12 protein-coding genes are annotated in these 13,237 nt (G+C 72.5%); 4 read left to right on the top strand and 8 right to left on the bottom strand.

Annotation, left to right across the window (positions count from 1 at the left end):
• Window positions 1–63: 63 nt before the first annotated feature.
• Window positions 64–3,321 carry a BTAD domain-containing putative transcriptional regulator gene (locus ACFYYW_RS36760; protein ID WP_387655951.1) on the bottom strand — a complete coding sequence of 1,086 codons (3,258 nt, stop codon included), beginning with the start codon at window positions 3,319–3,321 and terminating at the stop codon, window positions 64–66.
• Between the two features lie 394 nt (window positions 3,322–3,715).
• Here ACFYYW_RS36760 and ACFYYW_RS36755 point away from each other — a divergent pair, with 394 nt between their 5' ends.
• A complete protein-coding gene (locus ACFYYW_RS36755) occupies window positions 3,716–3,901 on the top strand; it encodes a hypothetical protein (RefSeq protein ID WP_387655949.1) in 186 nt (61 codons plus the stop codon).
• 148 nt (window positions 3,902–4,049) lie between these two features.
• Here the strand turns inward: ACFYYW_RS36755 and ACFYYW_RS36750 are convergent, their stop codons facing one another.
• A complete protein-coding gene (locus ACFYYW_RS36750; protein WP_387655946.1) occupies window positions 4,050–5,030 on the bottom strand; it encodes a GlxA family transcriptional regulator in 981 nt (326 codons plus the stop codon).
• A 105-nt stretch (window positions 5,031–5,135) separates the two neighbouring features.
• On the opposite strand from ACFYYW_RS36750, the gene ACFYYW_RS36745 reads away from it, so the two are divergent.
• Entirely contained in the window at window positions 5,136–6,071 is a 936-nt protein-coding gene (locus tag ACFYYW_RS36745) for an NAD-dependent epimerase/dehydratase family protein (protein WP_387655943.1), read from the top strand.
• A 1-nt stretch (window position 6,072) separates the two neighbouring features.
• Here the strand turns inward: ACFYYW_RS36745 and ACFYYW_RS36740 are convergent, their stop codons facing one another.
• Together ACFYYW_RS36740 and ACFYYW_RS36735 are read right to left on the bottom strand one after the other, a co-directional pair.
• A complete protein-coding gene (locus ACFYYW_RS36740) occupies window positions 6,073–6,495 on the bottom strand; it encodes a heme-binding protein (RefSeq protein WP_387655940.1) in 423 nt (140 codons plus the stop codon).
• Window positions 6,496–6,538: 43 nt separating this feature from the next.
• The gene (locus tag ACFYYW_RS36735) at window positions 6,539–7,738 is read right to left on the bottom strand and encodes an MFS transporter (protein ID WP_387655937.1); all 1,200 of its coding nucleotides are present in this window, start codon (window positions 7,736–7,738) and stop codon (window positions 6,539–6,541) included.
• A 435-nt stretch (window positions 7,739–8,173) separates the two neighbouring features.
• On the opposite strand from ACFYYW_RS36735, the gene ACFYYW_RS36730 reads away from it, so the two are divergent.
• Together ACFYYW_RS36730 and ACFYYW_RS36725 are read left to right on the top strand one after the other, a co-directional pair.
• The gene (locus ACFYYW_RS36730) at window positions 8,174–9,427 is read left to right on the top strand and encodes an MFS transporter (protein WP_352329566.1); all 1,254 of its coding nucleotides are present in this window, start codon (window positions 8,174–8,176) and stop codon (window positions 9,425–9,427) included.
• The gene (locus ACFYYW_RS36725; protein WP_387655934.1) at window positions 9,424–10,893 is read left to right on the top strand and encodes an amidohydrolase family protein; all 1,470 of its coding nucleotides are present in this window, start codon (window positions 9,424–9,426) and stop codon (window positions 10,891–10,893) included. The genes ACFYYW_RS36730 and ACFYYW_RS36725 overlap by 4 nt, the downstream gene beginning before the upstream one ends.
• A gap of 98 nt (window positions 10,894–10,991) precedes the next feature.
• Here ACFYYW_RS36725 and ACFYYW_RS36720 read toward each other — a convergent pair whose 3' ends face one another.
• The 4 genes from ACFYYW_RS36720 to ACFYYW_RS36705 all read right to left on the bottom strand — a co-directional run bounded on the left by ACFYYW_RS36720 (window position 10,992) and on the right by ACFYYW_RS36705 (window position 13,223).
• Window positions 10,992–11,516: an RICIN domain-containing protein gene (locus tag ACFYYW_RS36720; protein ID WP_387655931.1), complete on the bottom strand. Its 525-nt coding sequence runs from the start codon at window positions 11,514–11,516 to the stop codon at window positions 10,992–10,994.
• A gap of 39 nt (window positions 11,517–11,555) precedes the next feature.
• Entirely contained in the window at window positions 11,556–11,756 is a 201-nt protein-coding gene (locus ACFYYW_RS36715; protein ID WP_352331148.1) for a hypothetical protein, read from the bottom strand.
• A 178-nt stretch (window positions 11,757–11,934) separates the two neighbouring features.
• Entirely contained in the window at window positions 11,935–12,441 is a 507-nt protein-coding gene (locus ACFYYW_RS36710; protein ID WP_364419936.1) for an HTH domain-containing protein, read from the bottom strand.
• On the bottom strand, window positions 12,405–13,223 hold the full coding sequence (locus ACFYYW_RS36705) for an alpha/beta fold hydrolase (RefSeq protein WP_387655926.1): 819 nt from the start codon (window positions 13,221–13,223) through the stop codon (window positions 12,405–12,407). The genes ACFYYW_RS36710 and ACFYYW_RS36705 overlap by 37 nt, the downstream gene beginning before the upstream one ends.
• Window positions 13,224–13,237 lie beyond the last annotated feature (14 nt).

Raw genomic sequence — 13,237 nt, 5'->3', positions numbered from 1 at the left:
GTCTCCGGCGAATGATGGTGGTCAGGAGCGCGGCCCCCTCCCGTCTCCGGCGAATGGCGGTGGTCAGGGCGTCAGGAGCGCGGCCACCTCCCGTCCCTCCGCCGCGTCGCCGAACAGGACGAGGGAGCCGCGCCACGCCGCCGCCGCCTCCTCGTGCCGCCCCAGCAGCTCATAGGCCCGGCCCAGCTCCCTGAGAACGCGGGCTCGCCACACCGGAGGCCCGTCGCCGCCGAGCCGTTCCAGCGCGGCCCGCAGGTCCGCCACCGCCCGGCGGGGCTCGCCCTGGCGCAGGTGCACGACGCCGAGCGTGTGCCCGGCCAGCGCCTCCCCCAGGGTGTCGCCGCTCTCCACGAACAGCCGCAGGCTCGCCGCCAGTGTCTGGGCCGCCTCCTCGAAGCGGCCCAGCGCACCCAGTGCCTCCCCCAGCCTGCGCAGCGCCTTGCTCGTCTCGGCGCGATCGCCGAGCGCCTGCGCCGTCAGCAGGCCCTCCCGGTAGCGGACGACGGCCTCCGCCGTCTCGCCCCGCTGGTAGAGGGCGGTGCCGAGGCCGCGCAGCAGGTTGCCGCGGATGGCGTAGTCGTCCTTGTCGGTCACCTCCAGCCGCGCTCTGGCGATCTCCACGGCCCGCCCGTTCTCACCGCGCTCGACGTGGATCCAGACAGGCCAGGTCCACGCGTACGCCAGCCCGGCGGCGTCGCCGTGCGCCGCCATCAGGTCGAGGCAGGCGTACGCGTCGGCCAGCGCCTCGTCCAAACGGCCCATGCCGTGCCGCGCGGCGGCCCTGACGATCAGCGCGTACGCCGCTCCATGCCTGTCGCCGGCGCGGCCGAACTCCGCCAGCAGCACGCCGCACATGGTCTCGGCCGACGGGAACCTGCCCCATTCGATCTCCACCGTGGCCAGCAGCAGCCGGGCCCGCAGCGCGGCACGCCCATCGCCCAGCCCGATCACGATCCGCTGGACCCGCTCGGCGTCGGCCAGGAACCGATCCATGATCAAATAGCTGGTGAGGTGGTGCCCCAGCTCTGCCGCCACGTCGTTCAGGCCCAGCTCGGCGGCGGTGCTGAGGGCCAGCATCAGCGTGCGCCGCTCGGCCGCCAGCCACATCTCGCTCGCCCGTACGTCGGGCGCCGGTCCCTCGTCCGGCTCGCGCTCGTACGGCGGGGCCAGCAGGATCGGCAGGCGGCGCGTGGCGGCCCGGGTACGCCGCAGGCATTCCAGCACGTGCCAGGTGAGCGCCGCACGCCGCCCCTCGGGGGTCTCCTCCGCCTGCGCTCGTTCCCGCGCGTACACCCGCAGCAGGTCGTGCAGCCGGTAGCGGGGCTGTCCGGCCCCGTCCACCTCGGTCGAGGTGAGCATGCCCCGCGCGACCAGCGTCTCCAGCGCCGCATCCGCCTCCAGCGCGGCTGCCCCCAGCTTGGCCGGATTCGGCTGCAGTGCGGCCGCCCCCGCCTGGTCCGGATCCCCGTCCGAGCCGGGCGGTCGGGCGGGTGCCGCGGCCGTTTCCGTGGCGGGTCCTTTGAGGAGGGCCGCGACCGACCACTCCGCCACGCTGTCCAGCCCGGCCAGGCCCAGCAGCCGGAACGCGCGCCTGGCCGGCTCCGGCAGCGCCGCGTAGCTCGGCTCGAACGTCGCGCGCACGTCCAGCCCGCCGACGACCAGCTCGTCCAGGCCCCGTCCTGCCAGCCGGGTGGCGAACTCGCTGACCGGCCAGACCGGCCGGGTGGCCAGGCGGGCTCCGGCGACCCGGATGGCCAGCGGCAACCGGCCGCAGGAACGCAGGATCTGCTCGGCCGCGCCGGGCGCCGAACCGATGCGGTCCGGGCCCGCCACGCGTTCCAGCAGCAGCCGGGCGTCCTTCTCGTCGGGGAGGTCGAGCGTGAGCCGTACGGCGCCTTCCAGGGCGGGCAGCGGAGAGCGGGAGGTCACCAGGACGGCGCCGCGTGCGGTGCCCGGCAGCAGGTGGCGGAGCTGGTCCTCCTCGACGGCGTCGTCCAGCACGAGGAGCACCGCCCGGTCGGCCAGCCGCTGACGCAGCAGTCCCGCGCGTTCCTCGACCGGGACGGGGATGAGCGCGCCGTCGAGGCCGAGCGAGCGCAGCAGCACGTCCAGCAGCTCGCCGGGCTCCCGGGGGCCGCGCGCGTCCCGTCCGAGCCGGACGAAGAGCTGCCCGTCGGGATAGTCGGCCCGCAACAGGTGGGCCAGTCGTACGGCGAGCGTGGTCTTGCCCACGCCCGGCAGACCGGACACGACCACGATGGGCGGACCGAGCCGATCCGCGCCCGCCCGCAGCAGCTCCAGCAGCTCAGCGATCTCTCCCTCACGCCCGACGAAGTCCGCGGTGTCGCCGGGTAACTGGCACAGCCCCCGGAACGCCATCGGCCGCACGCCCGCTTCGACGCCCGCTTCGACCCCCGTTGCGACGCCCGTTGCGACGTCCGGGGAAGGCGGCATGCCGTGCCGGTCGGCGGCTGCGGCCGGCGGTGGCGAAGGACGGCCGCCCTGTCCCGTCGGTGGCGGCGAGTGGCGCCCGGCCTCCGCGGCCGGCGGCGAGTGGTGATCGGTCTCGCCGGGGAGCAGCGGCGAACGGCGATCGGCGTCGCCGGACAGCAGCGCGGCGTGCAGGCGGCGCAGTTCCGGGCCGGGCTCGATGCCCAGCTCGGCCACCAGCAGCTCACGCGCCTCGCGGAAGGCGTCGAGTGCCTCGTCCCGCCGACCGCTGCGGTGCAGGGCGACCACGAGCTGCTCTCGTAACCGCTCACGCAGCGGGTGGGCGGCGACGAGGGTACGCAGTTCGGCGGCGAGGCCGTCGTGGCCGAGCGCGAGCCGTACGTCGATCCACTCCGATCTGGCCACCGCGAGCTGCTCCTCCAGCTCGGTGATCCGCGGCGCCACGGCCCCGCTGAGCGGTACGTCCTCGGCCGGGGTGCCGCGCCACAACGCGACCGCGGCCGCGTACTCCCGCTCGGCCGCCACCAGGTCGCCGTTCGCCCGTTCCCTGCGCGCCCGGCGTACGCCCTCCTCGAACACCAGCAGGTCCAGACGCTCCGGCGGGACCTCGCAGGCGTAGCCCGACCCCTCGGTCCCCAGCCACAGGCCGCTGCCCTCCAGGGAGCGGCGGAGCTGATGGACGTAGGTCTGGACGTTGGACAGTGCCGAGCGGGGCGGGTCGTCCCAGAGGGCGCCGATCAGGCGTTCGGTGGAAACGGTCGCGTTCGGGTGGAGCAGCAGGACCCCGATCACGGCCCGCTGCTTGCGGCTGAGACGGATCCGGCCGCCGGGACCATTGAGGCGAATGGTGCCCAAGATCGCGAAGTCCACCGGTCCTCCCTCGTGCGTGATCGGATGATCAGCTTTCCGGATGGCAGTACACCTCTGCTGACGCCCATTTGACAAACGCGGCAAACCAGACGCGACCGTGAGCGCATGCCGCAGACCACTGACCACTTCACGGAGTCGTCCCCTCGGCGACTGCGCTGTCCTTGGCCTCGGCCCCCGCTCAGGCCTCCGTCGCTCAGCAGGCTCCAGCCGCCGCCGCGCCGAGCACGGTCCAGAGGGCCACGGCGGCCGAGGGGGTCTTCAACCAGGCGACCGCCAAGTGGGTCACCCTCAAGCACCAGTCCAAGCGGGTCAGCAACTGAAGCGTGACCTGGGACCGCAAGTACGGACACCGGGTGATGCAGGTCAAGGCGCGCTGCTGGGCAAGGGCCAGACCATGAACACCGCGTTCGAGTACCGGAACCGCTGGGGAGCCTGGAGGATCATGAAGAGCGCCAAGTGGCCCTGCGACGGCACTCCCCGCTACCTGCGCGTCAGCAACGCCGGGCACAAGAAGTACGGCGCGACCTTCACCGTCTCGGGTCGGCAGACCGTCGAGTACTGGGCGCAATTTTACGGCTGAGGTGGCCGCTGATGGCCGTCGCGCCGGTTCTCGGCCTCGTAACGGGTCAGGGGGCGCTCGAAGAAGTTCGCGCTCGTAGGTGAAGGCGTTGAACACGCTGCTGTGGTCCGAGGCCGAGCGCCGCCCACAGGTCTCTGGTGAAGGCGGACTACCGGTTTTGCGGCGCTTGGTGCGACACGCCGGACGCCGTTCCGCGGGTGAAGGCCGCGCGGTAGGCGGTGGGCGACAGGCCGGTGCGGTGGGAGATGTGCTGGCGCAGCGAGTCCGTGGTGACCAGGCCGCTGAGCTGGGCCACCTGGCTCATGGGCAGGTCCGTGCTCTCCAGCAGTTCCCTGGCCTGCTCCACCCGCTGGTGGAGGAGCCACTGCAGCGGGCTGTGGCCGGTCTCGGCGTGGAAGCGGCGGGTCAGCGTGCGCACGCTGGTGCGGGCGTGGGCGGCGAGGTCGGCGCGGGTGAGGGGTTCGTGCAGCCGTTCCAGCGCCCATGCCCGGGTGGCGGCGAGCGAGAGCCCGGTCTCGGGCGGCAGCGGGGAGGCGATGAACTGGGCCTGCCCGCCGGGACGCACCGGCGCGGCCACGACCAGCCGGGCCACGGCGTTGGCCGCGGCGGCGCCGTAGTCGCCGCGCACCATGTGCAGGCACAGGTCGATGCCGGCGGACAGGCCGGCGGAGGTCCAGATGTTGCCGTCCTCGACGTAGAGCACGTCAGGACGCAGGTCGACGGACGGGAAGCGGCGGCGGAACTCCTCCGACCTGGCCCAGTACGTGGTGGCGCTGCGGCCCTCCAGCAACCCCGCCCGCGCCAGGACGAAGGCCCCGGTGCAGATCGAGGCGACGCGCCTGCCGGCCTCCGCCGCCCGGCGCAGGGCCCGCAGGACCCGCGGATCGACGTCGTCGCGGGCGCCCGTTCCGGTGACGATGGCGGTGTCGGCGTCCTCGACGATCTCCAGCCCGTGCGGGACGGTGACGTGGAGGCTGCCGCCGGTGACGACGGGACCTGGTTCGGCGGTGCAGATCCGGACGTCGTAGCCGGGCCGGCCGTCCACGGTCATCTCGCCGAGCACCAGCTCCGGAATGGACAGGTCGAACGTCGTGGCCGGCGGGACGGCGATGACGGCCACCCGATGCATGGCCCGAACCTCCAGATACTTGGCATTCGGGCCACTATCGTACTGATCGCCGGCGGTACAGGGTGGACAACCGGTGTCACTGTCCCCCTGTGTTTGGAGAAGATCGTGTCCTTTCATGTCGTCGTCGGCGCCGGAGCCACCGGATCGGCCACCGCCCGGCTGCTGGCCGAAGACGGGCAGCAGGTCCGCCTGGTCACCCGGAGCGGCAGTGGCCCGGTCCATCCCCGGATCGAGCGGGTGCCCGCCGACGCCGGCGACGCCGCCCGGCTGGCGGAGCTGGCCGAGGGGGCCGCCGTCCTGTTCAACTGCGCGATGCCGCCCTACGACCGCTGGCCGGCCGAGTGGCCGCCGCTGGCCGCCGCGTTGCTGGACGCCGCCGGGCGCAGCGGGGCCGATTACGTCATGCTGGGCAACACCTACGGGTACGGGCCGGTCGAGGGGCCCGTCACCGACGGGGCGCCGATGGCGCCGACCAGCCGTAAGGGCCAGGTCCGGGCGCGGATGTGGCAGGACGCCCGCGCCGCCCACGAGGCGGGGCGGGTGCGGGTGACCGAGGTCAGGGCCGCCGACTTCCTCGGCGCGGGCGCGTACTCGCCGTTCACGCTCATGGTCGGGGCGCAGGTGCTGGCCGGCGCGCCCGTCTCCTGTCCCGGTGATCCGGACGCGCCGCACAGCTGGTCCTACACCGGCGACACGGCCCGCACGCTCATCGCCGCCGCGGGGAACGAGGCGTCCTGGGGACGGGCCTGGCACGTGCCCTCCACCAGCGAGCTTCCGGTGCGCGCGCTCGCCCGGCGACTGGCCGAAGCAGCCCGGGCGCCCGAGCCGCGGCTGGGGCGCATGTCCCGGCGCGAGCTGGAGGAGATCGGGCGCACCGACTCGATCATGGCCGAGCTCCCCGAGATGTTGTACCTGTACGACCGGCCCCACCTGCTCGACGCGTCCTCGACGGTCGAGATGCTCGGCGTCGCGGCGACACCGGTGGACGACGTCCTGATGGAGATGGCCGCCGCGGCGAGGAACGTGCCGACCGCGCGATGACCTAACCCGCGAGTTCTTCCAGTGCGGTGGTGGCGAAGCCGTGGTCCTGCTCGGGGGCGCCGCCGCCGAGGCCGATCGCGCCGATCAGGCGGCCGTCGCGATGGATCGGCAGGCCGCCGCCGATGAACAGCAGCGGCCGGTCGAGCGCGGTCGGCAGGGAGTGGAACGGCCCGTCGGGCTTGACGAGGTCGACCAGGTCGGCGGTCGGGGCGTTCAGCTGGAGGGCGGTGTAGGCCTTACGGGTGCTGGTCTCGCCGGAGATCAGCACGGCGCGGTCGTCGCGGCGGAAGGCCAGCAGATGACCGCCCGCGTCGAGGACGGTGACGCTGACCGCGACCCCGGCCGCCTCGGCGGCGGCGCGGGCGGCCGAGATCAGTGCCTCGGCGTCGGCGGTGGTCAGCGGGGTGACGGTGGTGACGTTCATGATGATTCTCCTACGGTGAGACGACGGACGCGCGGCCAGGGCGTCAGTCGTGGACGAGAGCGGGAACCGGGACGGCGGCGCCGGCCGGTTCCCGCGCGGGCGCCCGGCGCTCCAGGACGGCGGACCAGAACGCCAGGGCGAGGGCCGCGGCGGCGAGCAGGGCGCCGACCCAGTTCGGAGCGGTGTAACCCAGGCCCGCGGCGATGACGAGGCCGCCCAGCCAGGCCGCGAGCGCGTTGCCGAGGTTGAACGCGCCGATGTTGACCGCGGAGGCCAGCGTCGGCGCGCCGTGCGCCTGGTCGAGGACGCGCTTCTGCAGCGGCGGCACGGTGGCGAAGCCCAGCGCCCCCACCAGGAAGATGCTCACGGCGGCGGCGACCTTGTCGTGCGCGGTCAGGGTGAACAGCGCCAGCACGACCGCGAGGCCGCCGAGGGTCGTGTAGAGCAGGGGCATCAGGGCCCGGTCGGCGAACCGGCCGCCGAGCAGGTTGCCGAGGAACATGCCGACGCCGAACAGCACGAGCAGCCAGGTGACCGCGTCGGCGGAGTAGCCGGCGACCTGCGTCATCATCGGCGCGACGTAGGTGATAGCGGCGAAGACGCCGCCGAAGCCGAGCACGGTCATCGCCATCGCGAGCAGCACCTGCGGGTTGCGGAACGCCGTCAGCTCCGGGCGCAGGCGGGTGCCTTCGGGCCGGGGGACGGCGGGCACGAGCACGGCGATGCCGAGCAGGCCGACCAGGCCCAGCACGGCGACGAGCGCGAAGGTGGTGCGCCAGCCCACCGCCTGTCCGATGAAGGTGCCCAGCGGCACGCCGACGATGTTCGCGACGGTCAGGCCGGTGAACATGGTGGCGATGGCGCCGGCCTTCTTGTGCGGGGCGACCAGGTCAGCGGCGGCCACCGAGCCGATGCCGAAGAACGCGCCGTGGGCCATCGAGGCCACGATCCGGCCGCCGAGCATCACGCCGAACCCGGGCGCCAGCGCGGACACCAGGTTCCCGATCACGAACAGGCCCATCAGCACGAGCAGCATCGTCTTGCGGCTGATCCTGGTGCCGAGCACCGTCATCAGCGGCGCGCCGATGACCACGCCGATCGCGTAGCCGGTGACCAGCAGGCCGGCGGTGGGGATGGAGACACCGTAGTCGCCGGCGATCTCGGGCAGCAGGCCCATGATCACGAACTCGGTGGTGCCGATCCCGAAGGCCCCGATGGCCAGGGCGAGGAGTGCGAGAGGCATCGCGCGACCCTTCTTACTATTGCTACTGCTTCTTGCAGGCTTCGACAATAGTTGCACACGCGCTATAAAGGCAAACGCTGGCATTCGGCTTGGGCGCGACGATCTCGCGGGCTCCCGGCGCCTGGGGGAGGGGCGAGGGGCCGCCGGCCGGGCGTCCGGACTGGAGCTGGGCGCTACAAGGGACGGGTGCCGCAGCGTGGCAGGCGGACCATGAGGGGCAGGCCGGCGCGGGAGCCGGCACTGAGGTCCTGGGACGTTCCGGGGGCTCATCGCCTGGACCCGGGTGGAGCACCACCGAGGCGTTCACCACCGGCGGACAGATCTTGGTGCAATTGCACCGCCGGCCGCCCCGACTTCATGATTCTGCACGAAGCACTCCCGGGTGAGGTGGGGGAGGGTTGCTGGAACATTGATCTAGCTCCTGGAGGCCTGTGAATGGGACTCGCCGAAGGCACCCACACCTTGGCGCCCGCGCACGTACGTAAAACGGCTACCGTCACTGTCGGCCTGCTCATGGGCGTCTGGGTGATCGACTATGTCGATCGGGTGATGATGGCCGTCGCGTTGCCGTTCATCGGCGAGGAGTTCGCCCTCACCAAGACGGAGCAAGGCTGGCTGATCACCGCCTTCTCCCTGGTCTATCTGCTGTGCCAGGTGCCGGGCGGCATCCTCGCCGACAAGTTCGGCGCCCGCCGCCAGCTCATGGTCTCCATGCTGCTCTGGTCGGTCTTCACCGCGCTCACCGGGATCGCCTGGGGCCTGGCCTCCCTCCTCGTCATCCGTGCTCTCTTCGGCGTCGGCCAGGGCCTCTTTCCCGGCGCGTCCTTCAAGGCCATCGCGGAACGCACCACCCCCGCCATCCGCGCCACCGCCGCCGGCGCCATGCTCGCCTCCAACCAGCTCGGCGCCGGAGTCGCCCCGCTCCTCGTCGCGCCGCTCATCCTCGCCCTCGGCTGGCGCCACACCTTCTGGGTCACCGCCGCCGCCGGCGTCGCCATCGGCGTTCTGCTCTGGAAGCTGCTGCCCAAGGCGCTGCCCGCCCACCTCAACGGCTCCGACGTCGTTCAGGACGAGGGGACCAGCCTGGGCACCGTCATGCGCTCGCCGTCGGTCTGGAAGTTCGCCGCCCTCTTCTGCACCACCAACATGCTCGGCTACGGCCTGATCACTTGGGTGCCCAGCTACCTGCTGGAGGAGCGCGGCATCTCCCTCATCAACACCGGTGTCATGTCCGCCATCCCCGGCCTGGTCGCGTGCGCGACCGCCTTCCTCGGCGGCTGGCTGTTCGACCGCTTCTTCCACGACAGGGCCCGGCTCTACGTCATTCCCCTGCTCCTGGTCACCGCCGTGCTCCTGGTGCTCATGCTGATGGCTGACTCCGCTGTCGGGTTCACCGTCTACCAGACGCTCGCCATGGGCGTGGCGGGCCTTTCCACGATGGGCATACTCGGCATGCCCGTGCGCGCCCTGCCGCCCGCCTTCATCGGATCCGGCATGGGCGTCGTCAACGTCGGCGGCCAGATCGCCGGCGTGCTCGCCCCCGTCCTCATGGGCTTCCTGGTCGACCGGTTCTCCTACACCGCTGCTTTCGGCCTGCTCATCGCCACCACCGTCCTCGGCGCGCTGATCGCGTTGATCGTGCCCCAGCGCCCTGAACAGTTCAGCCTCGGAACAAAGGAGCTCGCGTGACGACGTACGATCTGGTCCTCACCCGCGGCCGGGTCATCGACCCCGAGACCGGCCTGGACGCCGTACGCGACGTCGGCGTCAGCGGCGGGGTCATCCAGGCCGTCTCCGACCAGCCGCTCGACGGCGTCACCACCGTCGACGCGACCGGCCTGGTCGTCAGTCCGGGCTTCATCGACCTGCACAGCCACAGCATGGACGTCGCCGGCCACCGCCTGCAGGCGCTCGACGGCGTCACCACCGTCCTGGAACTCGAGGCCGGCGCCTACCCGGTCGCCGCGGCCTACCGCAGGGCCGAGATCGAGGGCAGGCCCCTCAACTACGGCTTCGCCACCTCCTGGGCCGTGGCCCGGATGTCCGTCCTCCTCGGCCTCGACACCAGCGGCGACCTGGACGACTTCCTCGCCCACATCGGCCGCGAGGAATGGCAGCGCGCCGCTCCGCGGAATGTCGTCGACCGCATCGTCGGCATGCTGGAGCGCGACCTCGGCGATGGCGCGCTCGGCATCGGCATCCTCATCGGCTACGCGCCCCGCGTCGATCCCTCCGAGTACCTCGCCGTGGCCGCTCTGGCCGCCCGCGTCGGGCTGCCCACCTACACCCACGCCCGCGAACTCGTCGAGATGGATCCCACCACTCCCGTCGACGGCGCCGAGGAGGTCGTCCGCGCCGCCGCCGAGACCGGCGCGCACATGCACTACTGCCACGTCAACAGCACCTCCATCCGTCATGTCGACCGCGTGCTCGGCCTGGTGGAGAAGGTCCGCGCCGAAGGCTCGCGCGTCACCACCGAGGCCTACCCCTACGGCGCGGGCATGACCGGCGTCGGCGCGGCCTTCCTCGCCCCGGAGCTCCTTCACCGGCGCGGGCTAACCCCGCACTCCATCGGCCTGCTCGGTGCCGAGGGCCGTGTCCCCGACGCCGACACCCTGCGTCGAATCCGCGAGAGCGAACCCGGCTCGGCGGCCTTCGTCCACCTGCTCGACGAGGACGACCCCGCTCAGTTCGACTACATCCAGCGGGCCCTCACCTTCACCGACGCCGCTGTCGCCACCGATGCCGTCCCCCTCCTGTGGCGCTCGGGGGCGCCCGACCCGCTGTCCTGGCCGCTTGGGCCGGACGCCGTCACCCACCCTCGTACGGCCGGCACCTACGGCCGGACGCTGCGCAGGCTCGTCCGGGAGAACGGGGTCCTGTCACTGCCCGAGGCCGTGCGCCGGTGCACGCTCGTCCCCGCCGACGTGGTGGGCTCGGGTGTTCCGGCGATGCGGCGCAAGGGCCGTGTTCAGGCGGGCTGCGACGCCGACCTGACCGTTTTCGCCCCCGAGACCGTCAGCGACCGTGCCACCTACACCGAGACGGTCAGGCATTCCTCCGGGTTCGTTCACGTTCTTGTCGGCGGTCAGTTCGTCGTCCGTGACGAGCATCTGGTGCCGACCGCCCTGCCCGGGCGCGTTGTCAGAGCCTGACGCCCGGTCCCGGGGCGTCCACCGGAGCCTTGGCCTCGGGAGCTCACGTCGTGCCGGCCGGCGCGGGCATCGCCGTGGCTCCCGTTCTCGCGGCCGGGTCAGTGCTTGCGGATGTGCCAGACCTGCTCAGGGGCGTTGCCCCCGTAGCAGCGCCACTGGATGGCGATGGTCCCCTTGACCTTGCTGCCCTCTCCGATCGCCAGGCATCGGCCGGAGGCCAGATTCTTGATCCGCGCCGCCTTCGTCCGCCAGACCTGCTCCGGCGCCTTGCCCCGGTAACACGGCCACTGAATGGCCCGCTTGCCCTCCCTGCTGGTCCCGTGGGCGATGGCCAAGCACTGTCCGGACACCGCGTTCCGGAAATTCACGCCGCCCTCGGAGTCCTTGACGACGTACCAGCGCTGGCGCCTGGAACCGTCGCAGGGCCACTGGATGACCGGGGCGCCGTTCTTCTTCACTTCGGTCGCGGCCACGGTGAGACACTGGCCGGACGCGCCGTTGACGAGCTTCACCCCCTTCACCGACGCGGCCTGAGCGGGAGAGGGAAGCAGAACGGCTCCCGCGACGACGGTCAGCGCTAACGCGCGAAGACGAGACATGTCATCCTCCATCTTCTTGATCAAGAACGAAGGGGACAGTTTAGTGGCCGCTGCCGGGCGCGGTCAGGGGGTTTCTTGCCGGGCCTGGTTCGCCTTCGCGTTGGACTGCCGCATCAGCAGGTCGGTCGCCAGTTCCACCTCCACCTCGACCCGCCGCAACGCCCGCAGCGCGTCGCCCAGGTCGGTGAGGTCGTCGTCCAGGGCCGCGGCGGCGTCCCGTACGGGGCGGAGAACGTCGGGGATGCTCTGGCGGTGCTCGTCCATGATGTGACGGTATGACACCGGCGGCCGGGTCGTCACCAGCGACCTCGGCCCCGGCCCGTCAGCGCATCGCGCTCAGGGCGCGCTCGATCTTCTCGCTCGGACAGGGCGTCGTCCTGCCGGCGCCCCACAGGTGCTGGTGGAAGTCGTTCACGGCCGCCGCCACGTCGTGGGGCGGACCCTACCCGGCGGAGGAGGGCCGCGCGGTGTCGGATCCGGGGCGTCGCTCCCGGTGCCTGGCCAGCATCTGGCCGCCGACGTCGACATAACCGGCGAACAACCCGATCACGTCCCGCAGCCGCTCCTGCGCGGGTCCGGGGTGCACCAGCGCCTCGCCCTCGCGCAGCGCGGCGATCAGGGTCCTGGCCCGCGCCTGGCTCGCCTCCAGCAGCGACTCGATCCCCCCGGTGGCCTCCACCAGGAGCCGCCGGCTGCCGGGCTGCGGGATCACCTTGGCCAGCCCCCAGGAGTCGAGCTGCCGTACGGCGGTGCTCACCGCCCCCTTGCTCAGCTCCAGCTCGGCGGCGATGGTGTCGAGTGAGATCGGCTGCTCGGTGAGGAGCAGCAGCCCGTAGACGCGCCCGGTCGCGTGCGGCAGGTTCCACGAGGCCAGCAGGTCGCCCACCGAGGTGACGAACGTGTGCCGCGCGCTCATCGCCGCGCCCGCCCCGGCGCCGGGAGCGTGCACAGGAACGCCTCGATCGCCTCGTTGACCGCCCGCGGGTCGTCCTGGTTGGCGATGTGGCCGGCCCCGGGGACGACGATCTCCTCGACGCCTTCGGCGCGGGCCCAGGCGGGCATGGCCGAGGCGATGTTGCCGGTGGTGTCCCGCTCGCCGCGGATCAGGCACAGGGGCACCGGCGTGCGGTAGCCGGGGTCGGGGGAGAGGAAGTCGACGGTGGCCCGCCACACCTGCACGAACTCCTTCTTCGGCACCTGGCCGAAGGCCCGCCGGGCGTCGTCCCGGGCGGCCCGGGTGGTCGCGGAGGCGTCGGCCATCAGCCGCGGCAGCCTGCCGGCGGGGATCATCGTCAGCATCGGCGCGGCCGCTCTGAGCAGCAGGCGGTCCCGCAGGGACAACGGCGCCGTGTTCGGCGCGGCGCCGATGACGACCAGCGCGCGGGCGAGGCCGGGGTGCCGCCGCACGACGGCCTGGCTGAGGTTGCCGCCGAGGGACTGCCCCACGAGCACCGGCCGGTCCAGCGCCAGGTGCTCGACCAGCGCGCACAGGTCGGCGATCGCCTGCTCGGCGGTGAAGCGCACGCCGGCCGGTCGTGAGCGACCGTGGCCGCGCAGGTCCCAGGTGACGACGCGGTACCCCCGGGCCCGCAGGTGGCGGGCCTGGGCGTCGAACATCACGTGGTCGGCCCCGGCGCCGTGCGAGAACACCACCGGCACGCCGTCGCCCCCGCTGTCGGCGTAACGCAGGTCGCAACCCCACAGGGAGAGGACGGACGGCAGATTCACCATATTCTGAATATAGC

Source organism: Nonomuraea sp. NPDC001831, from assembly GCF_042892035.1.
In the GTDB taxonomy this organism is placed as follows: domain Bacteria; phylum Actinomycetota; class Actinomycetes; order Streptosporangiales; family Streptosporangiaceae; genus Nonomuraea.
Note: the sequence above shows the minus strand (reverse complement) of the source record. Positions and strands in the feature narration are given on the sequence as shown.